Raw genomic sequence first — 15,710 nt, forward strand, 5'->3', positions numbered from 1 at the left:
GATTGGTTCAACACTTATCTGAAGTAACTACAGCGCACGGCGAAGCGAGCATTGTGTTTTCATAGCTTCGTCCCAACCCAAGGTTCATCTTGGCCAAGCCCTCAGTGGCCTTAGAAATTTGACTTTCGCAGACTGCGTTTCCGCGACCAGGTCTTGGCCTACTATCCCAAACATTGGATATTTTTTGGTGTTGAAACGATTGGAAAGTAATATCGAAGCAGATTTAGGTGAAGCGATCCATCGTTAGGTGTTCAGCTCATCTGCGGGTTAAGCACACTATCACTTTAATGCCTCTAATAGCAGCCATTGATCATGTGTTCGGAGAAAGGCTCCTCTTAGTTTGAATTAACCAATTCTATATTCACTCACCGCTACCAGATTTTTGATCGAGGTGCCCAGTCAGTTCTGTTTGAAACTCGGCTGGGCTTTTAAACAGCCACAACAGATGGGTTTGGATAAACTTGGACAACTGCGATCGTTTCTATACGTAGTTAGCCGTTCCTTTGGTTTTATTCAGAATCCCGAAACCGCCGCGCGAGATAATCCACAAACGCGCGGGTTTTTGGCGCCAGGTTCCGCCTTTCGGCAAACATTACGACAATATCTGTGCTGGGTGGCGCGTATTTCGGCATGACATGAACGAGTTCCCCGGAATCGAATTTCCGGTTTGCAATGTAGCTAGGTAGTCGCGCGATACCGATGCCTGCCAGTGCTGCTCGAAAAACGACATCAGTGCTATTTCCCTCAAAACTGCCCGTTGCTTCAAACTCATCGCCTGCCTTTGGTTCGATGCTGTTCCAAGAGTTCCTTTGGCTTCTTCCTGCAACTCTGAGGCAATTGTGGTCGACCAAATCGGCAAAATTCGACGGTGTTCCAAACCGCTCAATATATTCAGGTGAAGCACAAAGCACTCTGCGACTCTGCATGATGCGCCTGACGACTGTATCTGGGTTTTTGCGTTGTTCAGCAAAGCAGATCGCCACGTCAAACCCTTCACTGCGAAGATCAATCTCCCGGTCGGTTAAATCCAACGATACTTGAACTTCAGGATTCTCCTCCATGAATTCAGGCAAGGCGGGGATCAGCTGTGACTTACCAAAGGCAACCGTGGATGCGACTCTGAGCACTCCGCGCGGGACACCATCAAAGCTAAGGATCATCGCCTCGGCTTCTTTGAATTTGTCAGCCATCGCTTTGCATTTTTCGTAGAATGCTTGGCCTTCCAGTGTTGGAGAGATACCCGTTCTGGTGCGATTAAGAAGGCGGTAGTGAACCTGATCTTCAAGTAATCCGATCTGCTTACTTACTGCTGATGGGGTTTGCCCCATTGATCGTGCAGCCGCAGATATGCTTCCTTGCTCGACCACTGTCGCAAAAATCAACATTTGCGCAGAAATATCCATGTCATGACCCTTGCTGTTCCAATCTGGCATGGGGCCTATGCCAGATTGCCAAATTGTGAGCGCTACCAAACAGACGTATCTCTGCATTGCAGCATAAATACTGCACTGCAGCAACGGACGAGGCAATATCATGGCAATTACACGATCAAACAGCGCGCTGGATGTCGTATTCGAAGCTGGCCGCACGTTCTTTCATCAAAAACTGGACGCGATGCGAAAGGCACAGGCCAAACGCAGGGTTTATCGCGCAACGTATTATGAGCTCTCGGTGCTATCTGACCGCGACCTAACAGATCTGGGCATTCCGCGCAGTAGCATCAAAAGACTTGCTATGGAGGCTGCGTATGGCTGTTAACACCCAAACGGCTAGTTCAGATCGCGGCCAGGCCATTACCGTATCAATCGCCTTCCTGGCTTGGATCGGAGCCTCGGCAAATGCTGGCCTAAAGACTTTTCAAATGGCCAGGATGCTCTCCACACTTTCGAGTATGAGCGACTACCAGCTCGCTCAGATCGGAATTTCGCGATCCGATATCCCGGAATATGCCGCAAAATTGATGGCTGACGAATAGAGAAGTAGACCCTCAGGACAGAAGATTGCAAGAAATTTGCTGGTCCTCGCTCCTCCCAGAGTAAGCCAGCAAAAGCGGCGGCGAAAAAACCAACAGGGAGCGCCAACGCAAAGGGCCAGCATTTTCACCTCCTCCCGAAAATGCTGGCCCAAACCACCCTGCCAAGCAGGAGCCGCGAAAAATGAGAGGTAGGAGTGACATCATAATGGTCGTGATTATCGTCAACACCGAGATGAAGATGTGAAACCGGAATGCGTATGTGTCGCCTCAAACGATCCCGCTGGTGTCCACAAGTTGTTGAATTCAGTGGTTGTCTCGAGGCAGTGACTTACGCGCGATGTCGCGATAGGCGTCAGCATTGCGTAGGTTCATACCCTTGTCAAAAGGTTGCACGAGATCACGGAAATACTGTTGCCAAGGAGATTGGCTTTCGGGCACGGGATATCCGCCGTTTTGGATTAACTGATCCTTACGCCGCTCAAGTTCCACATCGGAAATCAGAATGTTGACTGTGCAGGTGTTAAGATCAACGCGGATCCGATCCCCTGTTTGCAGAACTGCTAGGCCACCATTGTCGGCAGCCTCTGGCGCAGCGTTCAGGATTGATGGCGAGCCAGAAGTGCCAGATTGGCGCCCGTCACCTATGCAGGGTAATTCCTGAACGCCTTGCTTCAAGAGATAGGATGGCGCACGCATATTCACGACTTCTGCTCCGCCGGGATACCCTTTGGGACCGGTTCCGCGCATAACGAGAATACAACGGGTGTCGATATCCTGAGATGGGTCATCAATGCGCTTGTGAAAATCTTCAGGTCCATCAAAAACAACTGCGCGACCCTCAAACGCGTTGGGATCATCGGGGTTGGAAAGGTAGGCTTTTGCAAATTCTGAACCGATGACACTGGTTTTCATCAACGCGCTGTCAAATAGATTGCCCTTTAGGTTGATGAACCCTGCCTTGTCTTTCAGCGGGGCATCAACAGATTTAATGACGTTGGAATTTGTGCTGCGCCGGCGCGTGCAGTTGTTGGCTATGCTGTGCCCGTTGACAGTTTTGGCCTCTGCATGAGGTAGGCGACCAGCTGCAATCAGCTCTGCGATCACGGCAGGAACACCGCCAGCGCGGTGGTAATCTTCGCCGAGATATTCGCCTGCGGGCTGTAGATTGACCAAAAGTGGCACATTGTGTCCCAAAGCCTGCCAGTCATCATTGTCAAGCGGCACACCTAGATGGCGCGCAATAGCATTTAGGTGAATAGGCGCATTGGTGGATCCACCAATGGCGGAGTTAACCACGATAGCATTCTCAAAAGCCGCGCGCGTCATGATGCCAGACGGGCGCAGATCCTCCCACACCATTTCAATGATGCGTTTTCCGGTCTCATAGCTGATCTGACCGCGTTCGCGGTACGGGGCCGGAATGGCCGCCGCGCCTGGTAGCTGCATGCCGAGTGCTTCGGCCAAGCTGTTCATCGTGGTGGCGGTTCCCATGGTGTTGCAGTACCCCACCGAAGGAGCAGAGGCTGCGGCGATTTCCATGAATTCATCAGAGGAGATTTCTCCGGCAGCGAGGCGTTCGCGGGCTTTCCAAATAACGGTGCCGGACCCTGCCCGCTTTCCCTCGTACCAACCATTCAGCATAGGTCCTACAGAAAGAGCAATGGCTGGAATGTTGACTGAAGAAGCTGCCATCAGAAGCGCAGGTGTGGTCTTGTCGCAGCCAATCATCAACACTACGCCATCTATCGGGTAGCCATAAAGCGATTCAACCAAACTGAGATACGCCAGATTGCGGTCGAGCATAGCGGTGGGGCGTTTGCCGGTTTCCTGAATGGGATGGACCGGCACTTCGATGGCTGTGCCTCCTGCTGCGATTATGCCGTCACGTACCCGTTTGGCAAGTTCCAGGTGGTGGCGGTTGCAGGGGCTTAGGTCGCTGCCCGTCTGTGCAATTGCGATGATCGGTTTACCGGATTGCAGTTCTTCGCGCGTGAGTCCGTAGTTTAGATAACGTTCCAAGTAGAGCGCGGTCATTTCCGGATCATCCGGATTTGCGAACCAATGCCGCGATCTGAGGTCTTCGGGCTTCATACGCGACATGCGTGCCTCCTAAGTCTTGGTCGTGTGTCGGTTAGATCTTTCGACTTTTGAACATACCAAACAGCGCAAAGGCGGATCCTGATATTGGAGCCGCGCACAGTAGCGGAAACTTGTCTGGCTCCACGTTTTTGAAACGCGCTTCCCAAAATTCACCGCCAACAGACTATGACAGTCCACCACGCACCTGGGCCAAAGCGTCTTTCGAAGCAGCAGCCATCAAACGGGCATCCGACGCGATTGTGACGAACTGGAACCCCATTTCGATGCGCTTCAAAGCGTATTCCGGTGTTCCGTTATGGCAGCCAGCGAACTTCCCATACTCTTTTGCCTTGGCGGCTATCAGTTCAATGGCCTCGGCCACGGGGGGCTCGACCTCATCGAATGCCGGGCGGCAACCTAAGGCCAGGGAAAGATCGGAAGGTCCGATGTACACGGCGTCGAGCCCTGGAACCGACAGTATGTCTTCAAGGTTGTCGAGACCTTGCAGAGTCTCGATCATCGCAAAGACGACGATCGTGTCATTGGCATGCTGCGGGTAGTCTGAACCTCCGTACAAGAGGCCTCGGGTCGGCCCAAGACTCCTTGTTCCGTTGGGCGGATAATGTGTCCACGCCACAAGATTCTCGGCATCTTCGCGGTTATTGATCATTGGGCAAATAACGCCGTAAGCCCCGGCATCGAGCACCTTCATCAAAATACCGGGCTCGAGCCACGGCACGCGCGTAACTGGGACGGTATCGGTTGTCGAAATTGCAGTGAACATCTCGACCGCCTTCTGGTAGTCGATTGCGCCATGTTGGATATCAACAGTAAGCGTGTCCCATCCCTGATGTGCCATGGTTTCGGCCGAGAAACCGCTTGGGATCGCCAGCCATCCATTAACTACAGGCCGTCCGACGGCCCAATGCTCTCTAATTTTGTTTGGTCGCATCAGTTTACCTTTTCAGAATGTCCACCCATATGGGCTGATCGGATTGGAGCTATTCTTCAATAATGCCCTGACCACAGAACTCTCCGCCCTGATAAACTGCGGAAACTTCGTCTTTCGCAGGTGGGGTGCATTCGGCATCGATACGGGCGCGAAACGTCTCGGAGTTGTCTTTTGGCTTCCAGCCCAGAAAGCTTGTTTCACGATTGTCCCACCAGGATGCGTCGTTGTTCGAAGCACCGTAGACAATCGGACACCCCAAGCGCGGAATAGTAAAAACACTCTCTATAAGAGATATCAGATCATCGTAACTCAACCAGGTTGCAAGCATGCGATGGTTCTTTGGTTCCGGAAAGGATGAACCGATGCGGACCAATGCTGTCTCGATCCCAAACTTCTCAAAATAGAGCCTTGCGAGAGCTTCTCCGAAGACTTTTGACACTCCATAAAGACTATCGGGCCTTACCTGTGCATTGGCATCAAGCCGTGTTGTCTGTTCATGAAAGCCAATCGCGTGATTTGAACTGGCAAAAAATATCCTCGGCGTTACCGACGATTTTCGTGCCGCTTCATAGAGATTGAAAACACCGTCGATATTGGATTGTTTTATAGTTTCCCAGGGTGCTTCGATCGATTGCCCGCCCATGTGAACAATCCCATCGCACCCTTCAACCATGGCCTCAACCGCATCTTTGTCGCCCAAGTCACAATACACAATTTCTTCATTTTCACCGGCAGGGCCCACATCCTCTCGCGCGCCAAGGCGAATGGTTGTGGCGAGGCCCTGCAAGCGAGACCGACAAACCGACCCAAGGTTGCCATCAGCACCCGTTATCAAAAGTTTGTTTAGCATTTTGTATATCTCACTTTTTGCAGGCGGCGATCATGTCGCTACAGATTGGAAACCGTAGAGTTCTTCGGCGTTTTCTACGAGAGCGAGGTGACGCGCGCGGTCGTCTGGAAACCAGTTCAGAACCGTGTCTAGCAACGCGGCGTCGTGAGGGTAGTCCGAGGTTTTTGTCGTCGAATTGTGAGGAAAATTCGTTCCCCACACAATGCGCTCGGGGGCGTGGGCTGCCATGATCCTCGAAACTTTAGCTACGTCCGAAAAATGCGGCCCACCTTCGATGGAGGACTCATAGCAACCAGCAAACTTGAACCAGCATCTGCCGCCGTCGACAAGGCGTTTGAGCATTGCTACTTCATGGCCATCTGGCGCGACGCCCCTCAAAAATTTGCCATGGTGGTCAAGCACCCATTTGGATCGCAGGCTTGAGAGCCTATCAACATGGTCCGAAATGTCTGAGCCATCGAACTGAATAGCAATCATCCAGCCCGCAGCAAAAGCACGGGCATCAACCTCTTCGAGCTGACTGAGCCCAACGGCTCCCCCTGGCAGATCCACGATACGCGTCCCCACGACCCCTCCATCCTTGAGGATTTCCAGCTCTGCGTCAGAGGTTTCACCGTCAATGGCGGCCACGCCACGTGCCACGTCCCTGGTTTCTTTGAGCGCCGCCAGCAAATTCGCATGGTTGGCGTGATGTGCATTTCCTTGTGTGATGACAAACCTGTCAATGCCAAGCCAGCCCATGACTTGTCTGTACTCTGATAACCCAGGCTGGCCCTCTGGCAGATCAGGACCTCCTGGCAGTGCTGGAAACCCGGAAAGATAGACGTGAAGGTGTGTATCAATGGCGCCTGCAGGCAGCTTGATCTCAGGGCCACGGCCAGAGAAGCTACGTTCGATCATTCGGGTTCTCCCTTGCCGAACTCTGCCAATGCATCACGATTGATCTCGATACCCAGACCCGGTTTGTTTGGAATTGCGATCACACCGTTTTCATGTTCGATCGGGTGAGTGATGATCGCCTGCCTGAATGGGTTATGCGTCCGATCAAACTCAAAAATCGGTTCGATTGGATCGCGCCGTGGTGGGTCTGGTAGCAGGGCTGAGACAAACTGAAGGCTCGCGGCGATTTGCACTGCCGTTCCCCAAACATGCGGAACAACACGTACGCCGTGAAGAGCCGCCATATCAACGACCCGGCGCATCTCCGAAAAACCGCCAGTGCCACACAAGTCTGGCTGGGCGATATCGATACATCCTGTTTCCAGGGGCTCGCGGAACGCGAACCTGCCATGCCAAGTCTCGCCACCAGCAACCGGAATAGGTTGACCGGCGCGTACACGACGGTACGCGTCAAGTTGTTCCGGAATGACCGGTTCCTCGAACCAATCGATATCGAACTCTGCCGCTCGGTTGCCCAGAGTGATCGCTTCTTGGATCGAGTACCCGTGATTTGCGTCGATCATCAGACGAGGATGCGTTCCGATCGCTTCACGCACCGCCATGATGACTGCAAGATCTTCCTCCACCCCAAAGCCAATCTTGATTTTAACTGCGCCGAACCCTGCAGCGACATGGGCTGCGCATTCCTCGGCATTGTCCGAAATACGATCGACCCCGTCGCGCCGAAATGAACCGGTCGCATATGCCTTTACTGTGTCCCGAACACGCCCCCCAAGAAGCACCGAAACCGGAACGCCAAAGTGGTGACCCTTGATATCCCACAAAGCGACATCAATTCCTGAAAGCGCGGTCATTGTGAGACCGCGCTGCCCTTGGTCTCGTAGGAGATTATACAGGTCTTGCCAGAGAACTTCCGTATCCAGCGGATTGCGGCCAATCAAATAGGGCGCATAGGCCTTTACGATCGCCGCGTTTGGCTGCGCTGGCCCCAAGCACTCTCCCCAACCTGTCGTACCGTCGTCACAGATAATCTCGACCAAAACATGTTGGCGTCGCGTGAAACGAGTTGCTGCGCTTTCGAAGGCGGTCTCAAGCTTGTAGTCGAGAAGATGTGTATGGACCTCGGAAATCTTCATTTACACACCTCCAACTGGGCCGCGTCCCGAGCCAAAGATTCGATACCCGCCCAATCGCCCACAGCGATAAGATCATTGGGCGCCACCCAACTGCCTCCAGCACAAACCACGTTCTGCTGCGACAGATATGAGCCTGCATTGGCCGTGCTGACCCCACCCGTAGGACAGAAAGAAACCTGCGGCAAAGGCCCGCCAATAGCCTTGAGTGCCGATACCCCGCCCGAGGCCTCGGCCGGAAAGAACTTGAGCATGTCATAGCCGTGCGCCAAAAGACGCATCGCCTCAGACGCAGTCGCGGCCCCGGGCAGGAGCGGCAATCCTTCGGCTTCACAAGCCGCAAGAAGTTCACCGGTTGCACCCGGAGAGACACCGAACGTAGCGCCCGCCTCTTTGGCAGCCCGAACATCTTCGGGGGTTATCAGTGTGCCCGCCCCCACATGTCCACCCGGGACATCGCTCATGACTCGAATGACCTCGAGAGCGGCAGGGGTGCGCAAAGTGACCTCCAGCGAGGGCAAACCGCCTGCGATAAGCGCCTCGGCCAATGGTCGAGCTGTTGTGACATCATCAACCACCAAAACCGGCACAATTGGCGCGAGTGCACAGATTTCTCGGACCCGTAAACACGCTGCCTTTGGAGAAATAGTCATCTGGAAAAATTATCCTTTTGGTGGGTGCATCGTGTAACCGATCCGACTGTGAAGCGGTACGAGTTGCACAGCGCGTTTACTAAGCCAGACGAGATAGTTAAAATTTTGGCGGCGGTCGCCGAGTTGTCAAGCGAGCCGGATTCCATAACACTAAGGGCTCCTAAAGCTGTCATATGCGGCGGTTTGATTTTTCTGTAGATCCGTTTCTGCCTCAGTTTTCTGCTGTTCTTTGAACCCAAGGCGATGATCCTCTTAGTCGGGGAGCCCTGCGGCGAAATGAGTTCGTCCCAGTATTGGACAATAAATGGCGGCGATTCAGACATCAGTCAGAGAGCCGCGCGCGCCAGACCTCAAATCGTTCAAGAACGTCTGGGTCGGTTGCAGGATAAAGTCCGATTACGGGGGTGTTTTTTCGCACTTCTTCCAGAACGAAGCGTTCGAACAACTCCATTGGGCCTGCCTCGATCGCAATGTCATCGGCGAGGTGACGTGGGATAATCATGACACCATCGCTGTCACCCAGAACGATGTCGCCGGGGTAGACCGCCACACCGCCACACCCGATTGGCAAACCGATATCAACCGCATGATGTTTCGTAAGGTTGGTTGGGGCAGATGGTTTTGCGGCAAAGACTGGCATCTCAAGTGCTGCGGCACCGTCGGCGTCGCGAATGCCACCATCCGTGACAACGCCCGCTGCTCCGCGCATTTCTAGTCGCGTCAAAAGGATCGAACCTGCCGAGGCCGCCGATGCATCTTGCCGACAATCCATGACCAATACCGCGCGTTCAGGACATGTTTCCACGGCCACGCGCTGCGGGTGATCTGGCTCACGAAACGCCTCGATCGGGTCGGTGTCAGGCCGTGCAGGAATGTAGCGCAGGGTAAAAGCCGGGCCGACAAGGGAGGGCCTGCCCTTGCCCAATGGGGCAACGCCTTGAACATAGGCGTTTTGATAACCGCGTTTGTAAAGCAGCGTGGCCACAGTCGCTGCGCTGACCTTTGACAAGCGATCAAGCGTATCCGGATGCAGTTTGATCATTTCGGCAGGCTGAGGGTTCGGCAAGGGCTGGATCCTTCTGCTAAGGTTGTAGGCAACTGTCGAGCAGGCTTTGGTTGATGGGAACAAGTGCACCTTTGCCTTGCACGACATGCCCTGCCAGTTTGCAGGCCAGCGCTATGCTGTCAGGTAAGGGTGTATCCGTTGCCAGGCCCGCCAGAATGCCAGCGTTGAAACTGTCGCCTGCAGCAGTCGTATCCACAACCGAGGCCAGAGGCGGAACATGGACCGAGCCCTCTGCGCCGCCGGTACGATAAAGGACCGTTTCTGCACCATTCTTGACAACGATCGTTTCCGCGCCCGCCCTTGCATAGCGCTGCAAAGTGGCCGCGGGGTCCTTGTCGCTGAACCAACGTGCCTCGTCCTCGAATGATGGCAAAGCGATATCGCTAACGGCGGCCGCCTGCATGATGTTCTCGGTCATCTCAGAGGGGCTGTCCCAAAGATGCGGGCGCAGATTGGGGTCGAAGGCAATCCGTTTTCCGGCGCGCCGCGCTGACTGAGCAACGTCGAGCAAGGCGGCGCGCCCTTCAGGGCTCAAGATTGCCAGAGTGATGCCCGAGAAATAGATGAGATCTGATTGCGTCATGGCGCGGGCAAGTGCTTGCTTGTCTTGGGCCAACAGGCGTGCGGCCGACTGGTCGCGCCAATAGGTAAAGCTGCGTTCTCCATTGTTTAGCGTGATAAGATACAACCCCACTGAACGGTTTGGCACGATCCGCACCTGCTGGGTGTTGACCCCGCTTTCGCGCATCGCATCCAGCATCCGGGACGAGATGGCATCATCTCCGACGGCGGTAAAATAGGACAAGGGCGTTTCGGGTGTGAGTTGGGCCAGATACCAAGCTGTATTGAACGTGTCTCCGGCGAACCCCATTTGATACGTGCTTGGCGCGTCAGTTGGAGCCATTTCGGCCATGCATTCACCTATCGCGAGAATTCGCATATTCCGGTTTCCAGTACTTCGAAGTTTGACAAACGGTAGCGTTCGACAATTAGGTAACCTGTTCTGCACTGGTCACGAGAACAGCATCCCACCATTGATATCGACATTGGTCCCGGTCAGATAAGCCGAGTCCTCGCTTGCCAGAAACGCCACGAGGTTCGCAACGTCCTGAGACTGGCCTTGCCGCTTGAGCGGCGCAGCAGATTCTAGCCCCCGACGGCCTGCATCGGGAGTATGGATGTTATGGAAATCCGTGTCGATCATGCCTGGGCAGATTGCGTTGACACGGATATCAGGACCCAGTTCTTTTGCAAGACTACGGGTGAGCGTCATGACCCCGCCTTTTGACGTTGCATAAGCCGACGCACCCGGGCCACCACCGTCGCGACCCGCCTGACTGGCGATGTTTACAATGGCCCCGGATTTCATATGCAGCAGTGCCGCTTTGACCATAAGAAACGTGCTGGTCAGGTTGAGATCCATGACAGCCTGCCAATGCTCAAGCGACATCTCGGCGATTTTCTTGCGCGCGATCAAACCTCCGGCATTGTTCACCAGAATGTCCAGGCTGCCATAGGTATCGACCGTCTTGGCGATCAACGCATCGACCTCTTCGGGTTTGTTCAGGTCGCCTTGCATTGCAAACGCCTGTCCACCGATCTTTTTGATCTCGGCTACGGTTTCCTCGGCGCCGGCACTACTGGCGAAGTAGTTCACCGCGACATTCACCCCTTCGGAGGCGAGTTTGACAGCGCAGGCGCGCCCGATATCGCGGCCACCACCCGTGACAATTGCGGTCTTTCCCTGAAGTTTCATGGTTGCTTTTTCCCGTTCAATTGGTGCTGCTATGCGTGACTGATGGATCTGACGCTAAAGCTTGGCAAAATAGTCGAAGATTTCCGGCACGTTGCCATCGCCCATGCCTGCGTCCGCGGCTGCCTGAAGGTTGTTCGCGGTTCCTTCAGCGATCTCGGCACGAGTGCCCACGTCCTCGGCCAGCTTCAGGAAGTAACCAAGATCCTTGTTGGCGTTGTTAATCGAAAACCCCAAATCGCTGACACCATCCACCGCGTAGTTCTTACAAAAGTGCATAAAAGGGGAATTGGACGGTCCAGCTGACATGATGTCAAAAAGCTGCTGTTTGTTTACACCTGAGCGTTCAGCCACAGCAAAGGCTTGGCTCATGGTGCAAGCTGTCGTCATGCCCATATAATTGTTGATGAGCTTGGTCACATGGCCCGCACCCAGCTCGCCGAGGTGAAAGACATTTTCCCCCAGTACATCCAGGACAGGTTTCACCTTCTCAAAGGTGGCTATATCGCCCGCTGCCATAATGTTCAGCAAACCATCCTTGGCGTGCGCGGGTGTGCGTCCCAGCGGCGCATCAATCATACCAGCACCTTTTGCGGCCAAGTCTGTGCCGATTTTGCGTGTGGACGCTGGGATCGAGGTACCAAAGTCAATGACCACAGCACCATCTTTGATGCCTGCCAGGATGCCGTCATCGCCGTAGATCAGGCTCTCGACGACATCCGATGTTGTTACACAAAGCATCACGATATCGCTGTTTTCAGCAAGCTCTCGTGGCGTTGTAACCTCTACAGCACCGCGGTTGACTGTGGCTGCGACGGCTTCCTTGTTCCGACCCATAACAACCAGATCAAAACTGTTGTTTTGCAGGCACTCTGCCATGTTACCGCCCATAAGACCGAGGCCGATGAAACCGATGACGGGTTTTGTCATATCTGACTCCTTAAACTCTTTCCAATTAGGCTTCGCAGAGTGCCGTGACCCCTGCCTGTGCAACTTCGAGATCCTGAGCTGGCGAACCCGAGCTGACACCAATCCCCCCAACCACCTGTCCGTCGACCGTCACGGGAAGGCCACCTGCAACGGTCACCATTCGTCCGCCCAGCGTTGAGGATATTCCGTGTGCGGCCATGCCAGGCTGATTTGCTTCACCAAGAGCATCGGTTCCTTTTTGGATACCGGTTGCAGTGAAACTCTTGTCGATGGCCAAAATGATGCTGGTAATCTTGCCACCATCCATCCGCTCAAACGCGATGAGGTTGCCGCTTTCGTCTGTGACGGCAATACACATCGGTACACCAATTTCCTGCGCCTTGGCTCGCGCTCCTGCGATCAACTTGCCCGCGTCATCTATGTCCAGGCGTCTTAGTGTCAGCATCGCCTCATTCTCCTTTGATTTAGGGACCAATGATCAAGTTCGGCAGTGTCAGCGATATTGCCGGTACAAAAGTGATCAGCATGAGCGCGGCAAAGATGGCGAGGTAGAAAGGCCAAATCGTTTTGACCGCTTTCTCCATCGGTAGTTTTCCAACAGCACACCCCACAAAGAGACAGGTCCCGACAGGTGGTGTGCAAAGACCAAGACCGAGGTTCACCAAAAGGATCATGCCGAACTGTAGCGGGTCGATGCCCAGCATGTTCATCACCGGCAGGAAAATCGGTGTGCAGATCAGGATCAACGCGGCCATGTCCATGATCATCCCTAAGAGCAACAGCACAGCGTTGATCATCAACAAGATCAGGATCGGGTTTTCTGTGATGCCCAACAGGAATTCGACTGTTTTTGTCGGCACCCGGTTGAACGTCAGCATATAGGCAAAGGCACCGGCGCAGGCGATCAGGATCATCACCATGGACGTTGTGCGCACCGAAGAGATAACGGCGGTTTTGAAGTTTTCCCAGGACAGGCTGCGATAGACAATAAGCGTCACCACAAAGGCATACATTGCCCCGAACGCGCCGGATTCAGTGACCGTAAAGACGCCTGACAAGACCCCTCCAACAATGATCACGGCCGTCAACAAGCCAGGGATCGATCCAACAAAGGCGATGGCCAGTGCGGTCCAACCCGGAAACTGTTCGGCCTGATAGCCGCGCTTGACCGCCACGACATAGGCGGCAATCGCAAGGCAGCAACACATAAGGACACCGGGCACAACTCCGGCCAGAAACAGTTTTGAGATTGAAACTGCACCGCCTGTTGCGAGGGCAAAGATGATCATGTTGTGGCTGGGTGGGATGATGATCCCGGCAATTGATGATGTCACTGTGACGTTCACCGCATAGTCGGCGTCATAACCTTTGTCTTTCATCACCGGGATCAGGATTGACCCAAGCGCCGAGATATCTGCAATTGCCGATCCGGAAATGCCACCAAACAACATGGACGAGAAGACATTGACGATACCAAGCCCACCGCGCACTGCGCCTACGGCGGCCTGCGCAAACCGAACCAACCGGATCGCGATTCCACCGTGAAACATCAGCTCGCCCGCAAAGATGAAAAACGGGATCGCCATTAGGGAAAAGACGTTGATCCCGGACACGATACGCTGGAACCCAACAAACATCGGCAATCCTTCAAACCAAAAGGAAGCCAATGCAGCGATACCAAGGGCGTATGCCACTGGAGCGCCGATGATGACACATAGGGCAAAAACCCCCAACAGAATCATGAGTCCCATGACTATCCCTGATCTATGTTGTCTTGGCGTTCGTCTCGGCCCAGAAACAGGCGGATCAGATGGCCAGTGGAAAAAAGGAACACCAACGCGCCGCTGATTGTCAGTGGCAAGGAGCGCAAGCCCTCTGACCATTGGATGAGCGGGATCAGGGTGTTCCATTTGAATATTGTCAGCTCGATCCCGTACCAAAACATCATGCCACCGAAACCTGCCATCAGGACATCAGTGAGCACGACGAAAACCGTTCGCACAGAGGGTGGGACTAAATTGCGGAACACGACAACAGAGAGGTGCGTGTGATTGTGCACACCCGCAGCCGCTCCGAGAAACGCGATGACCATAACCAAAAGCAGTGAAACCTGCTCAACCCAAGTGGGCGTGTTGTTCAGAACGTAGCGCCCGAACACCAGCCAGGCAAAGATCGCAGTCATAACCACAATGGCGACGCCAGACAGCAACATGCAAACTCGTGCGAGCAGATCAAGAATCCTGTCCATGTTGCGCATGGCGGCAGGGAAGGTATCGGGCTCTTGCATTGGATTTCCTCTGAGACAAAACGCCCGGCATCCAATTGGCGGAGCCGGGCGCTCAAAGTTGAACTGTTAAGGCAACTTATTCAGTGGCTTGCGCCATTTCTACCAACGCTTTCATATCAGGATTTGCAGCCAAGTAGTCTGCATAAACCGAATCCATTGCGGACTGGAATGGGCCTTTGTCGGCGATTTCATTTACGGTGATGCCGGCCGCTTCAACATCTTTACGCGCTTGTTCAGAACCAATTGCCCAAAGTTCACGCTGGACCAATGCGGCTTCTTCTGCGGCACCGCGCACAGCGGCTTGCAATTCAGGAGACAGCGCATTGAATTTGGTCGTGTTCACGCAGATGCACTCGGGGATAATCAGGTGTTCGGACAAAGAATAATTTGTGGTCACTTCATAGTGACCGACATTCTTGAACGACGGGAAGTTGTTCTCCGCACCATCAACAACGCCGGTTTTCAGCGCTTGCTGAACTTCGGAGAATGCCATTGGAGACGGGTTACCGCCCATAGCTGAAATCATAGATGTATAAAGATCGTTGTTCATTACACGGATTTTCAGACCTTCGACATCTGCGGGCGTGTTGATCGGCTTTTGGCTGTAGAAAGAACGCGCACCGGCATCAAACCATGCCAGTGGCAGAACACCTGCTTCACCCATCGCAACTGAAACAACCTCACCGGCGTCGCCGTCCAGCACGCGGAACATGTGCGGCACATCTTTGAAGATGAAAGGAAGCGATACAAGGTTAGCTTCTTTCACCATTGGGCCAATGGGACCGAGGTTGAAGTTACCAACCTCGATTGCGCCGATACGAACTTGTTCAAGGGCATCCGGTTGGGAACCAAGAACACCACCGTGGAATACATCGACGGTAACCTCGCCGTCTGTAGCTGCGTCAACCAGTTCGGCAAACTTGTCCATCGCAGCCGTGTTGGGATGGCCGTCGTTGTGGATGTTCCAGGCCCGCCAGTTTTCGGCTGAAGCTGACGTTGCGATGAATGCCACAGCGGTCGCAGTTGCAAAGAACGATTTCGTGAAAGTCATGGGTTCTCCTCCCCGATTAATTTTGGACAGGATTTGGCTTTCATGGAATTTCAGAGACCGTAAGCCACGTAGCTTTCGATT

The 15,710-nt window shown here is 53.9% G+C and carries 17 protein-coding genes; 2 read left to right on the forward strand and 15 right to left on the reverse strand.

Annotated elements, in window-relative coordinates; genetic code table 11:
* Positions 1 to 509 precede the first annotated feature (509 nt).
* Positions 510 to 1,403, reverse strand: coding sequence for a LysR family transcriptional regulator (locus AC2FJC_RS21935; protein ID WP_496741669.1), 894 nt, complete (start codon positions 1,401 to 1,403; stop codon positions 510 to 512).
* 130 nt (positions 1,404 to 1,533) lie between these two features.
* Between AC2FJC_RS21935 and AC2FJC_RS21940 the strand changes: the two genes are divergently transcribed.
* Both AC2FJC_RS21940 and AC2FJC_RS21945 read left to right on the forward strand, forming a co-directional pair.
* Positions 1,534 to 1,758, forward strand: coding sequence for a DUF1127 domain-containing protein (locus AC2FJC_RS21940; protein WP_496698297.1), 225 nt, complete (start codon positions 1,534 to 1,536; stop codon positions 1,756 to 1,758).
* On the forward strand, positions 1,748 to 1,975 hold the full coding sequence (locus AC2FJC_RS21945; protein ID WP_496741671.1) for a DUF1127 domain-containing protein: 228 nt from the start codon (positions 1,748 to 1,750) through the stop codon (positions 1,973 to 1,975). Before AC2FJC_RS21940 ends, AC2FJC_RS21945 begins: the two co-directional genes overlap by 11 nt.
* Positions 1,976 to 2,278: 303 nt before the next feature.
* On the opposite strand, the gene AC2FJC_RS21950 is transcribed toward AC2FJC_RS21945, so the two are convergent.
* From AC2FJC_RS21950 to AC2FJC_RS22015, 14 genes are all read right to left on the reverse strand, one after another.
* Complete coding sequence (locus AC2FJC_RS21950; protein WP_496741673.1) at positions 2,279 to 4,075, reverse strand: IlvD/Edd family dehydratase; 1,797 nt, start codon at positions 4,073 to 4,075, stop codon at positions 2,279 to 2,281.
* A gap of 163 nt (positions 4,076 to 4,238) precedes the next feature.
* Positions 4,239 to 5,006, reverse strand: coding sequence for an HpcH/HpaI aldolase family protein (locus AC2FJC_RS21955; RefSeq protein WP_496741675.1), 768 nt, complete (start codon positions 5,004 to 5,006; stop codon positions 4,239 to 4,241).
* 49 nt (positions 5,007 to 5,055) lie between these two features.
* Positions 5,056 to 5,856, reverse strand: coding sequence for an NAD-dependent epimerase/dehydratase family protein (locus tag AC2FJC_RS21960; protein WP_496741677.1), 801 nt, complete (start codon positions 5,854 to 5,856; stop codon positions 5,056 to 5,058).
* Positions 5,857 to 5,886: 30 nt separating this feature from the next.
* A complete protein-coding gene (locus AC2FJC_RS21965) occupies positions 5,887 to 6,756 on the reverse strand; it encodes an amidohydrolase family protein (RefSeq protein ID WP_496741679.1) in 870 nt (289 codons plus the stop codon).
* Positions 6,753 to 7,892, reverse strand: coding sequence for a mandelate racemase/muconate lactonizing enzyme family protein (locus AC2FJC_RS21970; protein ID WP_496741681.1), 1,140 nt, complete (start codon positions 7,890 to 7,892; stop codon positions 6,753 to 6,755). Before AC2FJC_RS21970 ends, AC2FJC_RS21965 begins: the two co-directional genes overlap by 4 nt.
* Entirely contained in the window at positions 7,889 to 8,542 is a 654-nt protein-coding gene (eda, locus tag AC2FJC_RS21975; RefSeq protein WP_496741683.1) for a bifunctional 4-hydroxy-2-oxoglutarate aldolase/2-dehydro-3-deoxy-phosphogluconate aldolase, read from the reverse strand. Before eda ends, AC2FJC_RS21970 begins: the two co-directional genes overlap by 4 nt.
* Positions 8,543 to 8,864: 322 nt before the next feature.
* The gene (locus AC2FJC_RS21980; RefSeq protein ID WP_496741685.1) at positions 8,865 to 9,608 is read right to left on the reverse strand and encodes a ribonuclease activity regulator RraA; all 744 of its coding nucleotides are present in this window, start codon (positions 9,606 to 9,608) and stop codon (positions 8,865 to 8,867) included.
* Positions 9,609 to 9,624: 16 nt separating this feature from the next.
* A complete protein-coding gene (locus tag AC2FJC_RS21985) occupies positions 9,625 to 10,548 on the reverse strand; it encodes a sugar kinase (RefSeq protein ID WP_496741687.1) in 924 nt (307 codons plus the stop codon).
* A gap of 72 nt (positions 10,549 to 10,620) precedes the next feature.
* Positions 10,621 to 11,364 (reverse strand): SDR family NAD(P)-dependent oxidoreductase, encoded by a 744-nt coding sequence (locus AC2FJC_RS21990; RefSeq protein WP_496741689.1) that lies wholly within the window; start codon positions 11,362 to 11,364, stop codon positions 10,621 to 10,623.
* A 54-nt stretch (positions 11,365 to 11,418) separates the two neighbouring features.
* Positions 11,419 to 12,354, reverse strand: a complete 936-nt coding sequence (locus tag AC2FJC_RS21995) for an NAD(P)-dependent oxidoreductase (RefSeq protein ID WP_496741691.1) — start codon at positions 12,352 to 12,354, stop codon at positions 11,419 to 11,421.
* The gene (locus AC2FJC_RS22000) at positions 12,317 to 12,736 is read right to left on the reverse strand and encodes a GlcG/HbpS family heme-binding protein (RefSeq protein WP_496721849.1); all 420 of its coding nucleotides are present in this window, start codon (positions 12,734 to 12,736) and stop codon (positions 12,317 to 12,319) included. Before AC2FJC_RS22000 ends, AC2FJC_RS21995 begins: the two co-directional genes overlap by 38 nt.
* Before the next feature lie 19 nt (positions 12,737 to 12,755).
* A complete protein-coding gene (locus tag AC2FJC_RS22005) occupies positions 12,756 to 14,042 on the reverse strand; it encodes a TRAP transporter large permease (protein ID WP_010437285.1) in 1,287 nt (428 codons plus the stop codon).
* A 2-nt stretch (positions 14,043 to 14,044) separates the two neighbouring features.
* Positions 14,045 to 14,578 carry a TRAP transporter small permease gene (locus AC2FJC_RS22010; RefSeq protein ID WP_496741693.1) on the reverse strand — a complete coding sequence of 178 codons (534 nt, stop codon included), beginning with the start codon at positions 14,576 to 14,578 and terminating at the stop codon, positions 14,045 to 14,047.
* Between the two features lie 76 nt (positions 14,579 to 14,654).
* Entirely contained in the window at positions 14,655 to 15,629 is a 975-nt protein-coding gene (locus AC2FJC_RS22015; RefSeq protein ID WP_496721845.1) for a TRAP transporter substrate-binding protein, read from the reverse strand.
* Positions 15,630 to 15,710 lie beyond the last annotated feature (81 nt).

Source organism: Ruegeria sp. CDSB117, assembly GCF_059611005.1.

Bases quoted from the DNA above. Each gene is read 5' to 3' on its own strand.
- AC2FJC_RS21950 (WP_496741673.1), bottom strand. From the start codon at position 4,075: ATGTCGCGTATGAAGCCCGAAGACCTCAGATCGCGGCATTGGTTCGCA.
- AC2FJC_RS21985 (WP_496741687.1), bottom strand. From the start codon at position 10,548: ATGCGAATTCTCGCGATAGGTGAATGCATGGCCGAAATGGCTCCAACT.
- AC2FJC_RS21945 (WP_496741671.1), top strand. From the start codon at position 1,748: ATGGCTGTTAACACCCAAACGGCTAGTTCAGATCGCGGCCAGGCCATT.
- AC2FJC_RS21990 (WP_496741689.1), bottom strand. From the start codon at position 11,364: ATGAAACTTCAGGGAAAGACCGCAATTGTCACGGGTGGTGGCCGCGAT.
- AC2FJC_RS22000 (WP_496721849.1), bottom strand. From the start codon at position 12,736: ATGCTGACACTAAGACGCCTGGACATAGATGACGCGGGCAAGTTGATC.
- AC2FJC_RS21960 (WP_496741677.1), bottom strand. From the start codon at position 5,856: ATGCTAAACAAACTTTTGATAACGGGTGCTGATGGCAACCTTGGGTCG.
- AC2FJC_RS22010 (WP_496741693.1), bottom strand. From the start codon at position 14,578: ATGCAAGAGCCCGATACCTTCCCTGCCGCCATGCGCAACATGGACAGG.
- AC2FJC_RS21965 (WP_496741679.1), bottom strand. From the start codon at position 6,756: ATGATCGAACGTAGCTTCTCTGGCCGTGGCCCTGAGATCAAGCTGCCT.
- eda (WP_496741683.1), bottom strand. From the start codon at position 8,542: ATGACTATTTCTCCAAAGGCAGCGTGTTTACGGGTCCGAGAAATCTGT.
- AC2FJC_RS21940 (WP_496698297.1), top strand. From the start codon at position 1,534: ATGGCAATTACACGATCAAACAGCGCGCTGGATGTCGTATTCGAAGCT.
- AC2FJC_RS22015 (WP_496721845.1), bottom strand. From the start codon at position 15,629: ATGACTTTCACGAAATCGTTCTTTGCAACTGCGACCGCTGTGGCATTC.
- AC2FJC_RS21935 (WP_496741669.1), bottom strand. From the start codon at position 1,403: ATGGATATTTCTGCGCAAATGTTGATTTTTGCGACAGTGGTCGAGCAA.
- AC2FJC_RS22005 (WP_010437285.1), bottom strand. From the start codon at position 14,042: ATGGGACTCATGATTCTGTTGGGGGTTTTTGCCCTATGTGTCATCATC.
- AC2FJC_RS21970 (WP_496741681.1), bottom strand. From the start codon at position 7,892: ATGAAGATTTCCGAGGTCCATACACATCTTCTCGACTACAAGCTTGAG.
- AC2FJC_RS21955 (WP_496741675.1), bottom strand. From the start codon at position 5,006: ATGCGACCAAACAAAATTAGAGAGCATTGGGCCGTCGGACGGCCTGTA.